The sequence below is a fragment of the Mucilaginibacter sp. genome (genome assembly GCF_028288205.1).
GTDB lineage: Bacteria > Bacteroidota > Bacteroidia > Sphingobacteriales > Sphingobacteriaceae > Mucilaginibacter.
The window spans coordinates 68,993-90,639 of the sequence record NZ_JAQBOD010000062.1 but is presented as its reverse complement, the minus strand read 5'-3'; the positions used below and the strand labels follow the sequence as shown (position 1 = coordinate 90,639).

17 protein-coding genes are annotated in these 21,647 nt (G+C 40.6%); 7 read left to right on the top strand and 10 right to left on the bottom strand.

Annotation, left to right across the window (positions count from 1 at the left end; genetic code table 11):
- Positions 1-8 precede the first annotated feature (8 nt).
- The 5 genes from mnmA to JWR23_RS16125 all read left to right on the top strand — a co-directional run bounded on the left by mnmA (position 9) and on the right by JWR23_RS16125 (position 6,577).
- On the top strand, positions 9-1,097 hold the full coding sequence (mnmA, locus tag JWR23_RS16145) for a tRNA 2-thiouridine(34) synthase MnmA (RefSeq protein ID WP_299517334.1): 1,089 nt from the start codon (positions 9-11) through the stop codon (positions 1,095-1,097).
- A 166-nt stretch (positions 1,098-1,263) separates the two neighbouring features.
- A complete protein-coding gene (topA, locus tag JWR23_RS16140) occupies positions 1,264-3,606 on the top strand; it encodes a type I DNA topoisomerase (protein WP_299517333.1) in 2,343 nt (780 codons plus the stop codon).
- An 85-nt stretch (positions 3,607-3,691) separates the two neighbouring features.
- Positions 3,692-4,096, top strand: a complete 405-nt coding sequence (locus JWR23_RS16135; protein ID WP_299517331.1) for a hypothetical protein — start codon at positions 3,692-3,694, stop codon at positions 4,094-4,096.
- A gap of 101 nt (positions 4,097-4,197) precedes the next feature.
- The gene (locus JWR23_RS16130) at positions 4,198-5,457 is read left to right on the top strand and encodes a nucleoside permease (RefSeq protein WP_299517329.1); all 1,260 of its coding nucleotides are present in this window, start codon (positions 4,198-4,200) and stop codon (positions 5,455-5,457) included.
- A 43-nt stretch (positions 5,458-5,500) separates the two neighbouring features.
- Positions 5,501-6,577, top strand: a complete 1,077-nt coding sequence (locus JWR23_RS16125; protein WP_299517328.1) for a DUF3667 domain-containing protein — start codon at positions 5,501-5,503, stop codon at positions 6,575-6,577.
- A gap of 25 nt (positions 6,578-6,602) precedes the next feature.
- On the opposite strand, the gene JWR23_RS16120 is transcribed toward JWR23_RS16125, so the two are convergent.
- The 6 genes from JWR23_RS16120 to JWR23_RS16095 all read right to left on the bottom strand — a co-directional run bounded on the left by JWR23_RS16120 (position 6,603) and on the right by JWR23_RS16095 (position 14,023).
- Positions 6,603-7,175 (bottom strand): outer membrane beta-barrel protein, encoded by a 573-nt coding sequence (locus tag JWR23_RS16120; RefSeq protein ID WP_299517326.1) that lies wholly within the window; start codon positions 7,173-7,175, stop codon positions 6,603-6,605.
- Between the two features lie 45 nt (positions 7,176-7,220).
- Positions 7,221-8,849, bottom strand: coding sequence for an acyl-CoA carboxylase subunit beta (locus JWR23_RS16115; RefSeq protein ID WP_299517325.1), 1,629 nt, complete (start codon positions 8,847-8,849; stop codon positions 7,221-7,223).
- A 322-nt stretch (positions 8,850-9,171) separates the two neighbouring features.
- Positions 9,172-9,756, bottom strand: coding sequence for a TIGR00730 family Rossman fold protein (locus tag JWR23_RS16110; RefSeq protein WP_299517324.1), 585 nt, complete (start codon positions 9,754-9,756; stop codon positions 9,172-9,174).
- 98 nt (positions 9,757-9,854) lie between these two features.
- On the bottom strand, positions 9,855-11,324 hold the full coding sequence (gene guaB / locus JWR23_RS16105; protein WP_299517322.1) for an IMP dehydrogenase: 1,470 nt from the start codon (positions 11,322-11,324) through the stop codon (positions 9,855-9,857).
- 183 nt (positions 11,325-11,507) lie between these two features.
- Positions 11,508-12,785, bottom strand: coding sequence for a pitrilysin family protein (locus JWR23_RS16100; protein ID WP_299517320.1), 1,278 nt, complete (start codon positions 12,783-12,785; stop codon positions 11,508-11,510).
- Positions 12,785-14,023 carry a pitrilysin family protein gene (locus tag JWR23_RS16095; RefSeq protein ID WP_299517319.1) on the bottom strand — a complete coding sequence of 413 codons (1,239 nt, stop codon included), beginning with the start codon at positions 14,021-14,023 and terminating at the stop codon, positions 12,785-12,787. Before JWR23_RS16095 ends, JWR23_RS16100 begins: the two co-directional genes overlap by 1 nt.
- Positions 14,024-14,135: 112 nt before the next feature.
- Between JWR23_RS16095 and JWR23_RS16090 the strand changes: the two genes are divergently transcribed.
- The gene (locus JWR23_RS16090) at positions 14,136-14,687 is read left to right on the top strand and encodes a hypothetical protein (RefSeq protein WP_299517318.1); all 552 of its coding nucleotides are present in this window, start codon (positions 14,136-14,138) and stop codon (positions 14,685-14,687) included.
- A 47-nt stretch (positions 14,688-14,734) separates the two neighbouring features.
- On the opposite strand, the gene JWR23_RS16085 is transcribed toward JWR23_RS16090, so the two are convergent.
- The 4 genes from JWR23_RS16085 to JWR23_RS16070 all read right to left on the bottom strand — a co-directional run bounded on the left by JWR23_RS16085 (position 14,735) and on the right by JWR23_RS16070 (position 20,573).
- A complete protein-coding gene (locus JWR23_RS16085) occupies positions 14,735-15,079 on the bottom strand; it encodes a phosphoribosylpyrophosphate synthetase (RefSeq protein WP_299517317.1) in 345 nt (114 codons plus the stop codon).
- A 100-nt stretch (positions 15,080-15,179) separates the two neighbouring features.
- Positions 15,180-16,622: a dihydrolipoamide acetyltransferase family protein gene (locus JWR23_RS16080; RefSeq protein ID WP_299517315.1), complete on the bottom strand. Its 1,443-nt coding sequence runs from the start codon at positions 16,620-16,622 to the stop codon at positions 15,180-15,182.
- Between the two features lie 44 nt (positions 16,623-16,666).
- Complete coding sequence (locus JWR23_RS16075) at positions 16,667-17,914, bottom strand: competence/damage-inducible protein A (protein ID WP_299517314.1); 1,248 nt, start codon at positions 17,912-17,914, stop codon at positions 16,667-16,669.
- Position 17,915: 1 nt separating this feature from the next.
- Positions 17,916-20,573: a putative LPS assembly protein LptD gene (locus tag JWR23_RS16070; RefSeq protein WP_299517312.1), complete on the bottom strand. Its 2,658-nt coding sequence runs from the start codon at positions 20,571-20,573 to the stop codon at positions 17,916-17,918.
- A gap of 109 nt (positions 20,574-20,682) precedes the next feature.
- On the opposite strand from JWR23_RS16070, the gene JWR23_RS16065 reads away from it, so the two are divergent.
- Positions 20,683-21,597, top strand: coding sequence for an N-acetylmuramoyl-L-alanine amidase (locus JWR23_RS16065; RefSeq protein ID WP_299517311.1), 915 nt, complete (start codon positions 20,683-20,685; stop codon positions 21,595-21,597).
- Positions 21,598-21,647: the final 50 nt, after the last annotated feature.

The window sequence follows — 21,647 nt, the reverse complement described above, 5'->3', positions numbered from 1 at the left end:
CAGCCAATATGAGTAAGCACGGAAGAATTTTAGTGGCAATGAGCGGCGGGGTTGATAGCTCGGTAGCGGCAGTGATGCTGCATGAGCAGGGCTATGAAGTTATCGGGCTTACTATGAAAACCTGGGACTATGCTTCTGCAGGTGGCAGCTCAAAAGAAACAGGCTGTTGCAGTTTAGATAGTATTAATGATGCCCGCGCCCTGGCCGTTGGTTACGGGTTCCCGCATTATATATTGGATATCAGAAATGAGTTTGGCGATTTTGTGATCGATAATTTTGTTGATGAATATCTTGCCGGCCGCACCCCTAACCCATGTGTATTATGTAATACCCACATTAAATGGGACGCCTTATTAAAACGTGCCAATAAATTAGATTGTGAGCACATTGCTACCGGGCATTATGCCAATATTCGTTTACAGGATAATGGCAGATACGTTATATCAAAGGGTAAAGACGAAAATAAAGATCAATCGTATGTGCTTTGGGGCGTATCGCAACAAAACCTTGCCCGCACAAAATTTCCGTTAGGCAGTTTCTCCAAACCCGAGATCAGGCAGATGGCTATGGATATGGGCCAGATAGAATTAGCCGGAAAAAGCGAAAGCTATGAAATATGCTTTGTGCCGGATAACGACTACAGAGCCTTTTTAAGACACAAAGTTGGGGATCTGGAGCAACGTGTTGCCGGTGGCAACTTCGCGTTAACAGACGGCACTATAGTAGGCAAACACCAGGGCTATCCGTTTTACACCATAGGCCAACGCAGGGGGTTGGGTATTGCTTTAGGTCATCCTATGTTTGTAACCAGCATTGACCCGGTTACCAATACCGTAGTGTTAGGTACCGAGGATGAACTGCAACGCAAACAAGCGTGGGTTAAAAACCTTAACCTGGTTAAATACGAAAATATTACTGAACCTTTAAACGCTATCACCAAGATAAGATATAAAGATGCCGGTGCGGAAAGCACCATTGTACAAATGGGCGACCATATGAAGGTTGATTTCACCCATATGGTATCAGGCATTGCTCCCGGGCAGTCTGCTGTATTTTATGAGGGAAATGACCTGCTGGGCGGTGGATTTTTAATGTAGTCCCCTACGGGAGTGAGTGGTTTATTGAGTTGATTAAGTTTCATGGTTTTAATTTACTTGTCATCCACACAACCACTCACTTAATCAACTATTCAACCCAATCAACCCAAATTAAATTTGCGTTTCGCATACTTTATCCTTTATTTGCAAAAAATAAGTGTACTAAATGGCTAAAAATCTATTAATAGTTGAATCTCCGGCGAAAGCTAAAACCATTGAGGGATACCTGGGTAAAGACTTTACAGTTAAGTCAAGTTATGGGCACATCCGCGACCTGGTTAAATCTGAAGACGCCATTGATATAGCCAATAACTTTGAACAAAAATATGAAGTACCGGCAGATAAGAAGCAGATAGTGGCCGAGTTAAAGAAGCTGGCTAAAGAAGCTGACATGGTTTGGCTTGCATCGGACGAGGACCGCGAGGGAGAGGCTATATCATGGCATTTATTTGATACTTTAAATTTAAAGGACGCTACCACCAAGCGTATTGTCTTTCATGAGATAACCAAGCCGGCTATAATGGCCGCTATAGATAATCCCCGTAAAATAGATTACAACCTGGTTAACGCGCAACAAGCCCGCCGTGTTTTAGATAGATTGGTAGGTTTTGAGCTTTCGCCTGTTTTATGGAAGAAAGTAAAACCCTCACTATCAGCAGGAAGGGTACAATCAGTTGCAGTAAGAATAATAGTTGAACGCGAACGCGAGATCAATAAATTTAAATCAGAAGCGGCTTTTAAAATAGCAGCCATTTTTGGTAAAGGCAAACAGTCTTTTAAAGCTGAATTAGCCGAGCGCTACAGCCAACAGGAAGATGCAGAGAAGTTTTTAACAGACTGTATAGATGCAGATTTTGACGTTAAATCATTAGAAACCAAACCTGCAAAACGTTCGCCGGCCGCGCCGTTCACTACCTCTACCCTACAACAAGAAGCCAGCCGTAAGTTAGGCTACTCGGTTTCACGTACTATGCAGGTAGCACAAAAGCTCTATGAAGCCGGGCATATTACTTATATGCGTACCGACTCTGTTAATTTATCTGAAACTGCTTTACAAGCTGCTGAACAACAAATTATATCTGCGTATGGTGATAAATATCATCAGCACAGAAAATATAAAACCAAGAGTGCCGGCGCGCAGGAAGCTCACGAAGCTATCCGCCCAACTTATTTTAACAACCATACTATTGATGGTGATAACAGCGAAAAGCGCCTTTATGAATTAATATGGAAGCGTGCCATCGCATCGCAAATGAGTGAAGCACAGTTTGAGAAAACTACTGCTAAGATCAGTATATCAACCCGTAAAGAGGAATTGGTTGCCAATGGCGAGGTGATGAAGTTTGATGGTTTCCTGAAGGTTTACCTGGAATCAGACGATGACGAGGATGACACCCAACAGGATGGTGATAATGCCATGCTGCCACCTTTAACTAAAGGCCAGCGGCTGGAGTTGGAAGAAATGTTGGCGACAGAGCGTTTTTCACGCCCTCCGGCAAGATATACAGAGGCCAGTTTGGTTAAGAAATTAGAAGAGTTGGGTATTGGCCGTCCGTCTACCTACGCTCCTACCATCTCTACTATACAAAACCGTGGTTATGTAGTAAAAGAGGAACGTGAAGGCAAGCAACGAAAATTCAGGGTTTTAACGCTGAAGAACAAAAGCGTTTCTAAAGAAGAGAGAACCGAAAATACAGGTGCTGAACGGGGTAAACTATTCCCTACTGATATAGGCGCGGTAGTAAATGATTTCCTGGTGCAGCATTTTAAAGGTATTGTTGATTTTAACTTTACCGCTAAAGTTGAAAAACAATTTGACGAAATAGCGCAGGGATTAGAAGAATGGACTACCATGATAGGCAATTTTTACAAGCCTTTTCACGCGGATGTACAAAATACTATAGAAACGGCCGATAAGGCAACCGGAGTACGTGACCTGGGCATTCATCCTGAAAAAGGCGAGAAAGTATCTGTACGTATTGGCCGTTACGGCCCGTTTGTACAGGTGGGCGAAAATGCCAGTGATGACAATAAGGATTATAAGCCTTTGTATGCCAGCCTGCGCACCGGGCAAAGTATAGAGACCATCACTTTAGAAGAAGCGCTTGAACTGTTTAAATTACCTAAAGTTGTTGGCGAATATGAAGGTAAACCAATGAAAGTTGCCATTGGCAGATTTGGCCCGTATATTAGCCATAACAGCGCTTTTGTTTCTTTACCTAAAGAAATTGACCCGCTTGATGTAACCGAAGAGCAAGCGATTGAACTGATAACTGAAAAGCGTAAAAAAGATGCTGAAAAGCTAATTAAAGCTTTTGATGAGGACCCAACCGTTAAAGTATTGAATGGCCGTTGGGGACCTTATATAGAATTTGGTAAGCAAAACGTTAAAATACCGAAGGATATAACAGACCCGCTAACCTTAACGTTTGAACAATGTAAAGCATTAGCAGACGCGGATAGTAAGGCCCCTAAAAAAGGCAGTAAAAAGTTTGCAAAGAAGAAGTGAGCAGTTAATTAGGTTGATTAAGTGAGTTGTTTGTTGAATATAAACCATTCACTTAATCAACTCAATACAACAAATCAACTAAAAAATGATTAAAGATCTTCCCGAAAATAACGTAAAAGATATTGCCGTAGCTGTAGCTTTGGAAAGTGAGAACGCGGAGAGTAAGACATGGCATGTATACCTTATTAACTTAAAAAAAGAGGCCATTGAGAATGTGCTGATAACCTCGAAAGGTTATGGCGAAAAGAATGGCGAACCTGTTAAGACATCTACGCTGCGACATATGTTTCCAATTGTACCTAAGGTTAGTTATAAACAGATTGAGCTTATTGATGAGCAAACATTTGGCTTAAATAATGAATACTGGGTAAGCTACTATATCGGCACACAGATATATGATAAAAAGTTTATTTTCCTACCCGAAAGTATTGTTGATTCTAATTTTATCAAATTACCGGTGGTTAATAAGCCGGGAGTAATGATATTATAATATCCCCCTCGCTTTATTATTTTCATCTTCCAATTTTGCATTAAATTCATTACTTTCCGTTTTTAATTTAACTGATATAATTTTATCTAAACCAGGACTGTATGAATATTAAGTTTCGCTTGATACTGATGAATTTTATGCAATTTTTTATATGGGGATCCTGGCTGATAACTATCGGGGCATATTGGTTTCAAAATAAAGGATGGTCGGGTGCACAGTTCGGGGCCATTTTCTCTACCATGGGTATCTCGGCCATATTTATGCCTACCATTACCGGCATTATGGTAGATAAATTTATTAATGCCGAAAAGCTTTATGGCATTATGCATATTCTGGGTGCATTGGTGTTATTTAGTATCCCGCTTGTAACTAATCCTACCACGTTTTTTTGGGTGATATTACTAAACATGATATTCTATATGCCAACGTTATCTTTATCCATAACAGTGGCTTACTCCGCCTTAAAAACTGATGGTAAAGACGTTGTAAAAGATTACCCGCCTATCCGAATTTGGGGAACTATAGGTTTTATAGCAGCGCTATGGGTAGTAAGCTTAACACATAACGAAACATCTGCCAACCAGTTCTATATCGCGTCTGCAGTGGCTTTAATATTGGGCATTTACTCTTTCACTCTCCCAAAATGCCCCCCGCTTTTAACAACGGTTGATAATAAGTCCATAGTAAACCTGCTTGGGTTAAATGCATTCGCACTGTTTAAAACTCCTAAATTCGCTATTTTCTTTGCATTCTCCATGCTTTTAGGAGCCGCGTTACAGCTCACTAATGCTTATGGGGATACCTTTATTCATGATTTTAAAAATGTACCGGCATATAAGGACCTGATAGCGGTAAAATATCCTGCCATCATTATGTCCATATCCCAGGTATCCGAAACACTGTTCATTTTAGCCATACCTTTTTTTCTGCGCAAGTTTGGAATTAAATATGTAATGCTGTTTAGTATGTTAGCCTGGGTGTTACGCTTTGGCCTTTTCGCATTTAGTGATCCTGCCGATGGCTTATGGATGATCGTGATGTCATGTATTGTATATGGTATGGCGTTCGACTTTTTTAATATTTCGGGATCTTTATTTATTGAAACTCAAACAACGCCCGAGATAAGGGGTAGTGCGCAGGGACTATTTATGATGATGGTAAATGGTTTCGGCGCATTTTTTGGAAGTTTGATAAGCGGACTTGTTATTCAAAGCTTTTTTACAAATGCCGACCAAAGCAAGAACTGGCATGGCATATGGCTTAGCTTTGCAGGATATGCATTGGCAATTGCTATTATCTTCCCGTTTATATTTAGATATAGGCACAATGTGGCATTAGCGCGTGCCATACAACACGCATAGAAGTTTTAATATTTATAATCAACCTACAGCCTGATTATCACTAATGAAAAAACATTACCGTAAGGAAACTGATTGCTTAAACTGCGGAGCAGAATTACAGGGGAAGTTTTGCCATGTATGCGGCCAGGAAAACCTGCAGATAAGGGAAAACTTTGGCCACATGATGAACCATGCCATAAGTGATTACTTTCACTTCGACCACCAGTTTTTTCATACTCTTAAACCTTTATTATTTCAACCGGGTAAACTTACCAATGAATATATGGCCGGCAGGCGGGTGCAATACCTGCATCCTGTAAAAATGTACATATTTATAAGTTTGGTTTACTTTCTGTTGTTATTTAAAACCGGTAACGAGCCAATAAAAGTAACCCATACCAAAAGCAAGGCCGTTACTAAAAAAGAGCTTGCTTCTACAAATAAAGTATTAGATAGTGTTGTTAAAAATCCACGGATGCCTGCTTTTGCAAAAGCTGCCATTATAAACGCAAAAAAGAACATTGATACAGCTGCTAAACATGAGGATACCATTGATACTGATAATGAAAAATCATTAATTAACAAATCTTATCTGTTTCCAGGAGCAACGCATGATACTACTTACACGCAATATGTAGCATCGCAGCAAAAACTATTACCCAAAAAGCGTGATGGATTTTTCAAAAGAATATATAACAAAAAAGCATTCTACTACAAAGAAAAATACGGATCGCGAGCCAGGGATGTATTTTTTGAAGAGTATAAACATAATATGCCAAAAATGATGTTCCTGATGCTGCCATTATGTGCGCTTATATTCAAGATCACTTTTTGGAGAAACAAAAAATATTATGTTGAACACCTGATATTCACTTTCCACCTGCATTGTTTCCTGTTTCTTTTCCTGGCAATTATTATGCTGATTGAACTAATTATACCCAAAAGCTGGAGCCTGTATGATTGGTTAAACTTCGCGGCCACCGTTGGAATTATTTGGTATTTATACCGTTCATTAAGGGTATTTTACAATCGCAGCAGATGGAGAACAATAAGCAAACTATTAGGTGCTACTTTTATGTATTTTATAGTATTTACTTGTTGTCTTCTCATAGCCCTTCTAATTACGGCAGCAACCATATGATGCCGTAATGTTGGGGGCACAAATTTTAGAATAATTTATAAGCCAGCGATAAATTGAACAGGTTAATTTTGGTAGAGTTTGCACCATAATCCTGCTTGGTTAAACCGGCCTCGTACCGCAGATCAACAGATAAACTGCGGATGTCTATGCCTGTACCAAACTGCCAGGCGTAGTTTTGATCTTTATAATTTAAGTGAGCGATATTGCCTGCTGCACTACCATAATTCTGATCTTTATTAATAGCAAATGATACTACAGGTCCGGTATAAAACCTGGCGCCGAAACCAAATGCGCCAACCTTGCCGCCAAATAATACGGGAACATCAACACTGGTAAATTTGGCCTTAAAACCGTCTACAGTTACGTTTTTGCTGGTTACATAAGCCTCCGGCTGAACGTTGAAACCTAACGCTCCAAATCGCATCCATACACCGCCTAAATAGCCTGCCTGGTTACTGCTGTTAAATGTGCCTGTTTTTGAAATACTGGTTAAATTTATTCCACCCTTTAATCCAAACTGAAAGCTTGGAATAATTTGTGCAGAAGCCATGTATACTGTTGCGATACAAATGGTTAGTGTAAATATGAGTTTTTTCATGGTTTTGGGTTTATGCCGTAAAAATATAAAACTCCTGTTAATCAATTATGTTTGAATTATTCCCACATTAAATTGCTTTTCTATAGGCGAATGATTTGCCGCTTCAATACCCATAGATATAATGGTACGTGTTTCTAACGGGTCTATTATGCCATCAATCCAAAGCCGGGCAGCGGCGTAATAAGGTGTTGTTTGCGCGTTATAGCGGTCTGTTGTTTGTTTTAATAATTCATCTTCTTTTGGTTGATTAACATCTTCTCCCCTTGCCTTCATACCTGCCGCCTGCATTTGCACTAAAGTTTTTGCCGCCTGCGAGGCGCCCATAACCGCTATTTTTGCAGATGGCCACGCGTAAATCAACCGCGGGTCGTAAGCTTTGCCGCACATGGCATAATTGCCCGCGCCGTAAGAGTTACCTATAATAAACGTAAATTTTGGTACAACCGAATTGGCAACCGCGTTAACCATCTTGGCACCATCTTTAATAATGCCACCTTGCTCGGACCGGCTACCTACCATAAAGCCGGTAACATCCTGCAGAAATACCAACGGTATTTTCTTTTGATTACAGTTCATGATAAAGCGGGTGGCTTTATCGGCCGAGTCTGAATAAATAACGCCGCCAAATTGCATCTCGCCTTTTTTTGATTTGATGACTTTGCGCTGGTTAGCAACAATGCCTACCGCCCAACCATCCACACGCCCTAAACCACAGATAATTGATTGTCCGTAACCTTCTTTGTATTCTTCAAATTCAGAATTATCCAATAAACGCAAAATTATTTCGCGCATATCATAGGCTTTCTCACGGTTATCAGGCAGTATACCGTATATATCTTTCATATCCAGTTTAGGCGTAACGGGCTTTATACGATCGAATCCGGCTTTGTTAAAATCGCCTACCATACTCATGATGTTGCGGATAGAATCTAAACAAGTTTTATCATCAGGCTGTTTATAATCTGTAACGCCCGATATTTCGCAATGGGTAGTAGCACCGCCTAACGTTTCATTATCAATATCCTCGCCTATAGCAGATTTTACTAAAAATGATCCGGCAAGAAAAACAGAACCTGTTCCCTCTACTATCATGGCCTCATCGCTCATAATAGGCAAGTAAGCGCCGCCTGCTACGCACGAACCCATTATGGCAGATATCTGGATAACACCCATACTGCTCATGATAGCGTTGTTCCTGAAAATACGGCCGAAATGTTCTTTATCCGGAAAAATCTCGTCCTGTAAGGGCAAATAAACCCCTGCCGAGTCAACCAAATAAATAATAGGCAAGCGGTTTTCCATGGCAATTTCCTGCGCGCGCAGGTTTTTCTTAGCGGTAATGGGGAACCATGCCCCGGCCTTTACCGTTGCATCATTAGCCACAATTACACATTGCCTGCCAGATATATAACCAATACCGGTTATAACACCGCCCGACGGGCAGCCGCCATGCTCGGCATACATACCATCGCCCACAAAAGCGCCAACCTCCAACCAAGAAGAATCTTTATCTAATAAATAGGCTACGCGCTCGCGGGCAAGCATTTTACCTTTTTCTTTTTGTTTGGCCGCGGCTTTTTCGCCACCACCCAGGTATATTTTTTTCAGCTTTGTGTTTACTTCAAACATTAGCTGTTTGTTAATATCTTCGTTTTTATTGAATTCAATATTCATGGCAGATTGTTACAGAAAAATACAATTTAGATAAAAAACGGCATGAACAGCATTTTTTATCTGTCTGATCTGTAAAAATCATACTGTAACTTTTTCATTACAAAAAGATTTGCAAACGCAACTAATAATTCTTTAATTCGTATAACTATTTGATTAAACTCTTAATAATGATAATTTTAACAATAGCCTATTTGTGCAGGCGTTTTAATGTACTTGCACGCATATACAGTTTAGTATTAATTACGCAGATACCCCCGGTTACCTTAGCAGCCTGTTTTGCATACCAGGCCAGGCCGGTAAGATAATTTGATTATTATACCTTTTAAGTAAGGTTTCTATCTTTGAACCAAACATCATCGGGTTCAATTTTTACATTTTCCATCAAGTTTACCAACTCAATAGCATCGGCTGATGTAATGACCAATTTGCGGTTAACCGGCTTTAGAAAGCGCTGCTCAACCATAACATCCATTTGCTTTAACAGGTTATCATAGAAACCATTTACGTTTAATACACCTATGGGATGTTGGTGCAATCCCAGTTGCAGCCAGGTTAAAACTTCGAAAAATTCCTCCAGCGTACCAAAGCCGCCGGGCAGCATAATAACGCCATCGCAAAGATCGTTCATTAACTGTTTGCGTTGGTGCATGTTCGCAACAATATGCATTTCGGTTAAGCCGGTATAGCCAACTTCCTTATCCATTAAAAAACCCGGAATAACACCTATCGCCTTGCCGCCACGTTGTAAAACAGCATCAGCTATAATACCCATTACGCCTACTTTACCCCCTCCAAAAATTAAGGTGATATTTTTATTTACCATTACTTCGGCCAATAGCCCGACAGCTTCTTTTAAAACAGGGTCCCCATTGAAGTTGGCCCCGCAGAAAACACAAATGCTTCGCATAGTGATTAGTTAATTGGTGATTAGAGGTTGAAGATTGGTAATTAAGATTGGTTTTGCAAACTTGACAGGCCTAATCACTAATCTCCAATCACTAATCACTATCTTGTATAGTTCGGCGCTTCTTTAGTAATAGTTATATCATGCGGATGTGATTCGCGTATGCCTGATGCTGTTATACGTACAAACTTTGCCTGTTGCAATGCTTCTATATCCTTAGCACCACAATAACCCATACTGGCGCGTAAACCGCCCACAAACTGGTATATTACTTCAGCTAACGTTCCTTTATAAGGTACACGGCCCACAATGCCTTCGGGTACTAATTTCTTGATATCATCTTCCACATCCTGAAAATAGCGATCTTTTGAACCCTGCTCCATGGCTTCTATCGAACCCATGCCACGGTATGATTTAAAACGACGACCTTCATAAATGATGCTTTCACCCGGTGATTCTTCAACACCTGCAAATAGTGAACCTGCCATGATAGTGCCTGCACCTGCTGCAATAGCTTTAGCAATATCTCCGGTGTGTTTAATGCCGCCATCGGCAATAACCGGAACACCGGTGCCCCTCAATGCCTTAGCGCACTCATAAACCGCATATAGCTGCGGAACACCCACCCCCGCGATAATACGGGTAGTACAAATAGAACCCGGACCTATACCCACTTTTACACCATCGGCACCGGCATTTGCAAGCGCAATAGCAGCATCACCTGTGGCAACATTGCCGGCAATTACCTGCAGATCGGGATATTTAGCTTTTACTTCTTTTAATTTATCTATAACACCTTTTGAATGACCGTGAGCGGTATCAATAGCTATAACATCAACTCCGGCTTTTACCAGGGCATCTACCCTATCCATTGTATCGGCAGTAACACCTACAGCTGCGCCTACACGTAAACGGCCATGCTCGTCTTTACAGGCGTTGGGGAAGTTTTTAAATTTCTGAATATCTTTAAATGTGATCAGTCCGATCAATACGCCATTAGCATCAACAACGGGTAGCTTTTCAATTTTATGTTGTTGAAGTATCCCCTCAGCTTGTGATAAAGTAGTGCCCTTTGCAGCTGTGATGAGGTCAACTTTAGTCATTACCTCCTGCACCGGTTTGCTCATTTCCTTTTGGAAACGCAAATCGCGGTTAGTAATGATACCTTTTAGTTTATTGTCCTTAGAAACAACAGGGATACCACCAATTCTAAATTCGCGCATTATTTTAACCGCGTCCCCAACAGTTGATGCTTCATGCAAAGTAATGGGGTCCTGTATCATTCCGCTTTCAGAACGTTTTACTTTACGTACCTCATCTGCCTGGCGGTCAATACTCATGTTTTTATGGAGCATGCCTAAGCCACCGGCCTGGGCCATGGCAATAGCCAATTGCGCCTCGGTTACGGTATCCATCGCGGCCGAAACTAAGGGTATATTTAGCCTGATCTTTTTGGTTAAAAAAGACCCCGTGTTAACATCGCGCGGTAAAACTTCTGAATAAGCCGGGAGTAGTAATACGTCATCGTAGGTTAAACCTTCGGCAACAAATTTTGATGGGTCTGACTGCATAGCAAATAATTATTTGGAGGTATTATTTGCCGGGCAAAGCTAATGAAATATTTCGGATTTCGAAAGTTGGATTTCGGAATTGTTATTGTCTGAACCATGAATCGTAAGATTATAAGATTAACTTGACCAAATTATTGCAAAATAATGGCAATCCTTTAATCTTATGATTCATCGTTCAGACCATCAATATTTCCCTACAATCACTTTATAAAACTGAGCAAAATCCAAATACTGATTAGCCAATATAAGCAACTCCCCGGCTGTTACCGTTTTTACAACCTCGGTATAGCGGTCATAATAATCATAACCCATTTCTGAAAAATACAGGTTCTTAAATTTATCAGCATGCGAGAATACATTTTCCAAACTACCCAGTAACGACCCCAGCATATAATTACGCACCAGCGATAACTCTTCATCAGGGATTATCGCGGTCTTTAATAACTCTACTTCCTTTTCAATTTCGATGATGGCAGCTTTGCAAAAATCGGCCCCAACTTCGGTAACTATAAACAAGGCCCCACCTTGTTTAAATGAGCTTATGCCTGATCCTATTCCGTAGGTGTAACCTTTGTCCTCGCGGATATTATTCATCAGCCTTGAGCCAAAATAGCCGCCCAAAACAGTATTTAATACCTGCACAGCCGGAAAATCAGGATGCTCACGGTTAATAAACGGCAAACCCATGCGTATAGCAGATTGCAAAACTTCGGGTTTTTCTACAAAATAAAAATGCTCTGGTGAATGCGCAATGTTTGGCTGTGTGATGTCTGCAGCAATGGTTGTACTTGCCCAGGCATTATCAAAAGTACCGGTCAGCAGGTCAAGCGTGTCTTGTTCAACTTTGCCTGCAATAATTAACGTGCAATTTGAGGGCTGATACATGTGTTTAAAATGAACCAGCATATCTTCGCGCTGCAAGGTTTTATAATCATCAGCATCAGGAGTTAACCCATATATGGTATTACCATATAGCGCTTTATTAAAAGTACGGCGTGCAACCACATCATTTTTTTGCAAGCTCACCTGTAACTTTTGCTGTTGATTGCGAATAAAGGTTTCCAGTTCTTTTTGAGGAAAAATAGAATCGGTTAAAATATCCTTTACAACAGGTAATGTTTTATCCAGGTGTTTTGTTAACGAGTATAATGTTACCAGCGACTGCTCAAAGCCATAATCCACAGATAAAAAAGCACCGTAAAAATCTATCTTATCCGCAATTTCTGAAGCGGATAAAGTATGTGTGCCATCTGTAAGCATGGTATTAACCGCCATATTCAATAACGGTTTTGCAGGATCGAAACGTAAATTATGAAATATCCATTCAATACGAACCAATCCCTGGTCGCCCGAGTTAAAGCAAAAAACATCGCAGCCATTAGTTAGCTTTTTATGTTCGGGCCTAATTAAATGTATGTTCTCTATTGGCCTGAAATCAGGGGCCGTCTTTCTATTTATCATTATTGCTCAGCCAGGTAAATTAGTGTAGAGGAGTTATCTTTTCTGAATAGCTTATTGGCTTCTTCTTTTATTTGTGCAGGTGTTACTGCTAAAAACTTTTCGGTTTCATGGTTAAGCAATTCCGCATCGCCTATCAATTCGTAATAAGCCAGGTTCATCCCTTTATCTAACAGTGACATTTCAGAAAATATCATGGTCGATTCTGTTTTGTGTTGAACCTTGGTTAGCTCATCAGCCGGCACTTCATGATTTTTTAATTGCTCTACCTCGTTCCATAACGCGGCTTCAGCATCTTCAACAGATATACCCGCAATTGGTTTACCTTCCAGTACAAACATGCCTTTATCCAGGCTACCTAAAACATAGGCATGTACCTCGCTAAATAATTGTTTTTCTTTTACCAGGTTACGGTACATACGTGAGGAATTTCCCCGCGAAAGGATATCAGCCATCAACTCAACCGCATAAAATTCTTTTTCCCTCCTGCCCGGCATCTGCAATGCGATATATACATCATTCAACGGGACCTTTGCAGTAACTGTTTCGCGGCGCACTTCATGCTGCTCTGGTTCTTGGGGTAAATCCCGGTAATATTTTTCTCCTGGCGGAATGGGCCCGAACCATTTTTCGGCCAGTTCTTTAACCTGCTCAAATTTCACATCGCCGCCAACAACCATTATTGCGTTTTGCGGATTGTAGTGCTTTTTAAAAAAGGCTTTTACGTCTTCAATTTTAGCATTTTCAATATGCTCAATGTTTTTTCCTATGGTATCCCAAAGATATGGGTGCTTTTTGTAAACTAATGGCCTTAAACGCAACCATACATCGCCATAAGGCTGATTAAGGTAGCGTTGTTTAAACTCTTCAACTACCACGTTGCGTTGCACTTCGAGGCTTTTCTCGTTAAAAGCTAAGTTTAACATACGGTCACTCTCTAACCAAAAAGCGGTTTCTAAATTGGCAGATGGCAGCGTGATATAATAATTAGTAATATCATTACTGGTAAAAGCATTATTTTCGCCTCCTACCTGTTGCAAAGGTCCATCATAATTTGGAATATTTACCGAACCACCAAACATCAAGTGCTCAAATAAATGGGCAAAACCTGTTTGTTCAGGGTTTTCATCTCGCGAGCCAACATCATATAAAATGTTAACTACTGCCATCGGGGTAGTACTATCTTCGTGCACAATAACACGGAGGCCATTGTTTAATATAAATCGGTTGAATTTAACCATGTATAGTTAGTCATTATAAAAGTGGTGGACAAATGTATGATTTAGATAATTTGTATGAGTAAGGATAGTGTTATATTTTTTATTTTCGTTTATCGCAAAATATTAACCGGTTATGGATCAAGCTGAACTTATTAAGCAAATTAATGCTACCATAGGCAAAATAAAAGTGCTTGAACTTGGTAAACTATTAACTGATAATAAGTTTAACCTGCGCGACCTTATAGCCGTTACCTTATACCCTGATAATGATATTGCTTTCCGTGCGACATGGTTATTAGAAAATGTCTTTCTGCAAGATCCCGAAATATACCTGCCTGACCTCGAGTACCTTTTATCAAAAATGGCTGTGGTTAAAGCACCCGGCAGTAAAAGGCACTATGCCAAAATAGTTATGCATATTACAGATGCAGGTGCCCCACAGATCATAAAAGAAAAGGTGCAAACCCTGGACCTTGAACACGTGGTGGAGCAACTTTTCGATTGGATGATAGATCCCAAAATAAAAATTGCCGTAAAAGCATTTACGGCCGAGGCGCTCTTTAATTTACGGCATCGTTACGATTGGATAACAGAAGAGTTGGTTAACCAACTGCATTATTTAATGCGTAATGGAACTGCTGCTATACAAAGTAAAGGGAAGAAGCTTTTGAAGGAATTGGAGTAGAAAGACTTACGAAGTTTTAAAAACTTCGTAAGTCTTTTAGAGATGATCTAAGGCGTTGGCCTGTCGCTGCCGTGCAGGTTACCACTCACCATATAATGGTGCAGTTTAGCTTGTATGGCCGATGAGCTGTCATTGGCATAAGTGCCGTAAGCATTTACGATAATGCCCTTTAAATTATATTTAGGGGAGCTAACAGCGTAGACTATAGACATATCCGCGGGATTACTTGCCCCTTCAAACCTATAAAACTCATCTATAGAAAAATCGTCGGCAGTCATATGTATATTCCGGGATTTATCATCAACAGTATCTCCCTCCATGCTTAAATTAGCAGTATATCCTCTTTTCATCAAATCATTAGTGGCATCCACTAAAGTTTCATAGTTTTCCATGGTAGTTGTAGTTTAAGTAATGAGCAGTATAATACCGCCTCTACTTGTTTAAACTAAAAACAGGCATGGTTGTTTGAATATTACGAAGATTCTTGAGGAATTATACTTCCTTATCGGTATCCCAGTTTTCCAGGTAATCACCTATCCGGCGTAAAAATGACCCTCCCAGTGCGCCATCTACCACACGATGGTCATAAGATAACGACAGGAACATCATGTGCCTGATGGCTATAACGTCGCCCTCGGCTGTTTCAATAACGGCTGGTTTCTTTTTTATAGCGCCAACAGCTAAAATAGCTACCTGTGGCTGGTTAATTATAGGCGTACCCATAACATTACCAAATGTACCTACATTTGTTATTGTAAAGGTTCCGTCTTTAACATCATCAGGTTGCAGTTTACCGGTACGGGCCTTATTAGCCAGGCTGTTAACCGCTTTGGTAAGGCCAAGCAGGTTTAACTCGTCTGCCTTTTTAATTACCGGTACAATGAGGTTACCGTTTGGCAAAGCGGTGGCCATACTAATGTTTATAGCCGCTTTTTTAATGATCTGTGTACCGTTAACAGATACGTTGACCATAGGATAATCTTTTATGGCTTTAACAACTGCTTCAATAAATATCGGGGTAAAGGTTATTTTTTCGCCTTCACGTTTTTCAAAGCTTTTTTTTATTTTTTCGCGCCATAGTACTAAACCTGTCACATCAGCTTCAATAAACGAGGTAACGTGTGGCGAAGTATGCTTGCTCATAACCATGTGATCGGCTATTAAACGGCGCATCCTGTCCATCTCAATTATCTCATCAACTCCTGATGTTGATGTTGCCGGAGCTTGCTTAACAGGCTCTGTTGCCGGTTCCGGCTGCGCTGGTTTTTGAGGTTGCCCAGTAGCCGGCTGCTGGGCCGCTGGCTGCTGAACTTGTGTCTGAACAGGTTGCGGTGCTTGAGCTTGCGAAGGTGGTGGCCCTCCGGCCGTTTTATTTCTAATATAGTTTAATAAATCATCCTTAGTTAAACGCCCTTCGGCACCGCTGCCCGGTATGCGGTCCAACTCATTAATACTTATATTTTCCTGTAATGCTATATGTTTAACCAAAGGAGAATAAAACCTTGATTCGCTTTTAAAATCTCCTGCATTTGGTTGTGCAGCAGGGGCCTGACTCCTTTGTTCAAGCTGTTCGGTCCCGGGAATATTTTGTGGCTGGGGCGCTGCTGCAACCGGGGGCTGATAGCTTTGCTGTGGCGCAGGTACAGGTTGCGGCGATGCTGCCGGTTGTGGCGCGGGTGCTGCCTGTTCTGCTGTATCTGTTTCAATAATGGCAATAACAGAGCCTACCTGCACAACGTCGTCTTCTTTGCAGCGTTGTTCAACTAATCTTCCGGAAACCGGTGATGGAACTTCGGAGTCAACTTTATCAGTAGCAATTTCCATTACTGCCTCATCCGCCTCAATATAATCACCTGGGTTTTTAAGCCATTTAATTATTGTTGCTTCAGCAACACTCTCACCCATCTTCGGCAATAACAGTTGGTATTTAGCCATACAATAAAATATAGTTCTTTGGTCAAAATTAGAAAAACCGTTCCTTACTTCTCAACATCCTTAAGTAAAGTATTCAACATTGATAATGCCCCTGTGGCACTCCTTTCGATGTTTTGCTGCCTTTTGCTACCAAATGTGAATTTCTTTGCAACAGTTTTTCGGGCAGATGCCACCGCGATCCATACGGTTCCTACGGGTTTACCCGGAAGGCCGCCATCTGGCCCGGCAATACCGGTTACGGCTATGGCATAATCTGATTTAAAATTTAACAGTGCGCCTTCAACCATTTCGGTCACGGTTTCTTCGCTCACTGCGCCAAATTGCCACAGGGTTTCATTTTTAACGCCCAATATACTTTCCTTCAATTCGTACGAATAGGATATGGCGCCGCCAAAAAATACTTTTGATGAGCCGGCATGCTGTGTAAATAAATGAGATATATAGCCCCCTGTACAACTTTCGGCAACTGATAGGGTGAGCCTCCTTTCGGTCATATAGTTCAATATGGCTTTTTCAAGCGGTACGTCCTCTTCAGCAGCTACAAATTCACTTACACGCTCAATTATTTTTGATGCATATTTATTTACTTCTTTACTTACAATAACTTCGTCCTCGCCATAACCGCTTAAACGCAAACGCACCTGGCCCAGTTTGGGTAAATAGGCAAGTTTAATATGCGCAGGAAGCGAATCTTCAATATCAGCAATTCTTTCAGACAAAAAAGACTCGCCTTCGCCTACCGTTAAAATAGTTTTATGAATAATTACCGGGAGTTTAAACAAAGATTTAATTTTCGGTATCACCTCCTCCTCCATCATATACATCATCTCGAATGGTACACCGGGCATAGACACATATATTTTGCCATTACTGTTAAACCACATGCCGGGTGCCGTACCATTTTTATTCAATATAACCTCGCAGTTTTGGGGTACTTGTGCCTGTAACCTGTTAACTTCAAGCAATGGGCGTTTATATTTTTCAAAAAGACGTGTTACATTATTTAATGCTTCCTTGTTCTCTACCATTTCTGCGCCAAAATATTCGGCAAGTGTGTTTTTGGTGATATCGTCTTTTGTTGGGCCCAGGCCACCGGTTATAAAAATAATATCTGCCCGGTTAGCGGCTTCGGCTAAAGCCGTTAATATATGTTGTTTATCATCAGATACTGATGATATTTGCTTTACACGGATACCTGCATTATTTAATTGCTGTGCCATCCATGCCGAATTGGTATCAACAATCTGGCCTATTAATATTTCGTCGCCTATGGTAATTATTTCTGCATGCATGCTATTGTTGAAAGTATGAGTTACTGGTATAATCGCTCTTTTTACTAAGCTTTAAGGCCTGTAAAATTGTTGATTTTACGCGCAAAGTAACACTATATGATTTATAATAACCAAACGGCAGCCATTGTATTGACAGGTCCCAGCAATGCAGATCCCGGTAAATTGCAAATGATGTGGCACTGCTTAACTTGAGTGCTTTTAAATCATAGTTGGTATTATATTGTATTTTCCATTTTTTGGTAAGGCTTAAATCACCACTTATCATTAAGGTATTGGTATTACTGGTACTGATATAAGCATTACTATAGCTAAAACTATAATTAAGCGAAAGGTTCCAAGGTATATTAAAATCAATATAGGCGCCCGGATCCGGATTATATAGAGCCATTTTTTGCAGCTGATCTGGTGTGGCGGTTTGATAGGTACTGCCTGCCGGCGCGGTTGGGCTGGGATGAAATGTGGCCGGATTTAAACTGGCGCTTGCCGAAAAATTAAAGCCAAGAATCGTTGGCAGTTTACCGTCTTGCAGTGTATACCTGTTTACATCTCTTTTATAATGCTGGATCTGGCCTGAAGATACCGAATCCATTACACGCGTTTCGTATGGATTCAGGGTTCCGCCAAAGCTAAGATTTACCCGGTCATGCAACACACTGGTATGGCCGGAAAAACTAATTGGCGACAGCTTGAATGAGTCAGCCGCTATATTATAAGTTGTTGAAAAAGATAAGCTTTGCAATAGCTGTATTTTCCTGTCGGTTTGTGATGTATCCGTACTTTTGGGCCTCACTTTTGCTTCCAGGCTATTATCAAGACTTATATTTATTCCGGCCTGCCTGCGGCCCGACGGTCCGCCGTATACAGAGTGATCAAAAATTGAATAGTTTGTATAAACAACCGGATAAGGTATACTGGCATTACTTACAATAGACCGGTTATAAGTATGATTAAAACCCGAATAGTCCGGACTATAACCAAACCCGATGCTTGGCGTCATTGTATGGCGTATGGCTCTTATTTTGCTGTTTTTAAAGTTTATTGTACCATAAACTTTTGTTGATAAACTTACCCCCATTGAGTAATTCCCGGCTCTTTGAAAACCTGGTATAGTATCGGTAACCAATGAGTCGGCACGTGCATACCGCTCTCTTATTGTTTGCAGATACCACCGCTCGGTATAGTTAACATTTATACCAAATTGAAAATACTTAAGCACAGTTAAATTGAAACCCAACGGAATTGAATGCTGAATACCGTTTTGCAATCTCTTTGTGAGTGTTTCACTTGTAAACAACTGGCTTTCGGGTACGGCAGTAACCCTGTTAGTTGCAGTCATGGTATATCCTATGGTGATTTTTTGATACCATTTTTGTTCGCCAACCCTGTCTCTTTTATCAAACGGATTAATAGTACCCATACTAAAGTTTAAACTTGGCAATTCCAGCGAAACAGTTTTAAGGGTTAGATCCTGGCTATGCGAAAGCCCGACAGTTAAGTTTAAAGGCGCTCCGCCCCAACCTGTCCAGCTTTTTGAATAAGAAATACTTGAACGTAAAGCATTTTGTGTGAGCTGCTGCAAATTATATCCAATTGAGGCCGGGTTGTTTTGATAAAAGCTTGATGTACCGGCATTTACAGAAGCACTAAATGTACTCCCGGGACTTGCATTTGGGTTTTGGCTATGTGTCCATGCTATGTGAAAATCACGCGCAGGGGGGTCGCCAGCCAGCCCGTAATTGTGAGAGCCGTAGCTTAATGCTAAATTCCCGCTATACTTATACCTGCTCATATAATCTAACGTACTGCTCACCTCGTATGATCCGTTTGAGTAATAAGTACCTAAATTTGTTAGATCGGCATAATCACTCAACCCCATATAGTAACCAAAATCACGCAGGAAAAAACCTAAGGTTGCATCTTCGCCTGGTGTAGGTAATATTAAACCGGATGAACGTGTATCTGGTTTTGGAAAAAAACCAAAAGGGATGCCAATGGGTATTGGTACTCCCTCTATCTCCAAATATGCCGGGCCTGAAATAATCCTGTTTTTTTCGCCAATACCACGGGTAATAACTATACCATAGTCCGGGTCGGGTTTATCGCAGGCACTAAAAATAATATTATGGTAAGCAACCTCTGTTTCGCTAATTTTTTTGGCCTGGCCGTGCGATATATAATTACCATCCTGCTCTGTTAAAACATTATGAATAAGCCCTTTTTTTGTTTCGTAATTAAATTGTAAAGAATCAGATGTAATAGGTTTATCGCTACCTTGTTTAGATATAGGCCTGCCTACATATCGCTTGGTTTTCGGATCTATGCGCCCGCTGGCAAATATGATGTGTTGTTTTCTGTCTATCCTTATATAATCAGCATCCAGTTCAAAATCACCATAAGTTACCCGCGCTTTGCCAAACCGCTGGCTAATTCCGGTTTCTACATCATTAGTTGCAGAGTCGGCAGCAATTTCTTTTATTTCCGAATCAAGAGTTTGATTTTTTTTGGTAGTGTCTGCACCAACAACCTTTTTTGCTGTGGAAGTTGCTTTAGATTTTTTACCTTTAGAGAGTTTTGGGTACTTATTTGTAGAATCGAGCTTTATTATTGTATCTACAACAGGCCTCTTAATAATAACCCTGCTTTTGTGCGCAAAAGCCACCAGGTTTACTATTAAGATAAGTGCAAATAGAAAAAATAAGTTTATGAATTTCAAAATTGATTATGAATAGTATTTTTGCAGATATAAGTTTTAACAGCGTTCAAAAATAATGAAAAATAAGGCATTGAAAAGATTGATTTGTGGATTATCGGCATTACTGGTGTGCTTTTCTCTATTTTCATTTAAGTTAGCCCCTATAGTACGAAAAGATACCGTTGTAAATAGTGGTTTTAAACTTAAAACAATTATTATTGATCCGGGTCATGGCGGCAAACCTACCGGTACTGGTCATTTCTCTCATGGTGCATCAGGTTCTTTTTCTACCGAAAGAGGTGTAACGCTTGCAATAGGCTTAAAATTGCAAAAAGCGATAGAAAAAGAGTTAAACAATGTTAAAGCGGTATTAACACGCACAACAGAAGAAGATGTTTCGTGGGAAAGGCGATCAGAGATAGCTAATGAAAATAAGGGTAACCTTTTTATATCATTACATTGCAATTCATTATCAGACAGGCGTGTGCGGGAAGTAGTTGGCCATAGACACGGTAAACCTGTTTATAATACGGTTAGTGTTCCTAACCGGTCTGGCAAGGGCGTTTTAATGCTTGTTTATGGTTTGCACCGTACAAAAGAAGAAGAAAAGGCTATAAAACAAAACCAGTTGGAGGGCGGTGAAAGTGAAGACGCCGAAATGAACGCGGGCTTTGACCCGAATGACCCGGAATCTATTATCCTGATAAACCAGTATAAAAGCAAATTCAGGCAAGGGAGCATACATTTGGCAAATTTGATTAATACAGAATTTGTTGAGACTGATGGCAGGCCCAGCGAGGGAATACGCGAACAAGGTGTTTTAGTGCTTTGCCATAGTGCAATGCCGGCAGTATTGGTTGAAACAGGATACATAAATAACCCTGATGATGAGGCCTACTTAAATTCTGAAAAAGGACAGGACGAAATAGTAAGTTCTATTGTAAGGGCCCTAAAGTATTACAAGGACGAGGTGGAGCAGGTTCTAAAATAAACAAGATGTGAGGCTTAGATTGGAGATGTGATGAAACATAAGTGAATTAA

Excerpts from the sequence above, each read along its gene's own strand:
- JWR23_RS16080 (WP_299517315.1), bottom strand. The coding sequence starts at position 16,622 with ATGGCTAAATACCAACTGTTATTGCCGAAGATGGGTGAGAGTGTTGCT.
- guaB (WP_299517322.1), bottom strand. The coding sequence starts at position 11,324 with ATGCAGTCAGACCCATCAAAATTTGTTGCCGAAGGTTTAACCTACGAT.
- mnmA (WP_299517334.1), top strand. The coding sequence starts at position 9 with ATGAGTAAGCACGGAAGAATTTTAGTGGCAATGAGCGGCGGGGTTGAT.
- JWR23_RS16065 (WP_299517311.1), top strand. The coding sequence starts at position 20,683 with ATGAAAAATAAGGCATTGAAAAGATTGATTTGTGGATTATCGGCATTA.
- JWR23_RS16110 (WP_299517324.1), bottom strand. The coding sequence starts at position 9,756 with ATGCGAAGCATTTGTGTTTTCTGCGGGGCCAACTTCAATGGGGACCCT.
- topA (WP_299517333.1), top strand. The coding sequence starts at position 1,264 with ATGGCTAAAAATCTATTAATAGTTGAATCTCCGGCGAAAGCTAAAACC.
- JWR23_RS16130 (WP_299517329.1), top strand. The coding sequence starts at position 4,198 with ATGAATATTAAGTTTCGCTTGATACTGATGAATTTTATGCAATTTTTT.
- JWR23_RS16095 (WP_299517319.1), bottom strand. The coding sequence starts at position 14,023 with ATGGTTAAATTCAACCGATTTATATTAAACAATGGCCTCCGTGTTATT.
- JWR23_RS16075 (WP_299517314.1), bottom strand. The coding sequence starts at position 17,914 with ATGCATGCAGAAATAATTACCATAGGCGACGAAATATTAATAGGCCAG.
- JWR23_RS16135 (WP_299517331.1), top strand. The coding sequence starts at position 3,692 with ATGATTAAAGATCTTCCCGAAAATAACGTAAAAGATATTGCCGTAGCT.
- JWR23_RS16090 (WP_299517318.1), top strand. The coding sequence starts at position 14,136 with ATGGATCAAGCTGAACTTATTAAGCAAATTAATGCTACCATAGGCAAA.
- JWR23_RS16100 (WP_299517320.1), bottom strand. The coding sequence starts at position 12,785 with ATGATAAATAGAAAGACGGCCCCTGATTTCAGGCCAATAGAGAACATA.
- JWR23_RS16120 (WP_299517326.1), bottom strand. The coding sequence starts at position 7,175 with ATGAAAAAACTCATATTTACACTAACCATTTGTATCGCAACAGTATAC.
- JWR23_RS16085 (WP_299517317.1), bottom strand. The coding sequence starts at position 15,079 with ATGGAAAACTATGAAACTTTAGTGGATGCCACTAATGATTTGATGAAA.
- JWR23_RS16125 (WP_299517328.1), top strand. The coding sequence starts at position 5,501 with ATGAAAAAACATTACCGTAAGGAAACTGATTGCTTAAACTGCGGAGCA.
- JWR23_RS16115 (WP_299517325.1), bottom strand. The coding sequence starts at position 8,849 with ATGAATATTGAATTCAATAAAAACGAAGATATTAACAAACAGCTAATG.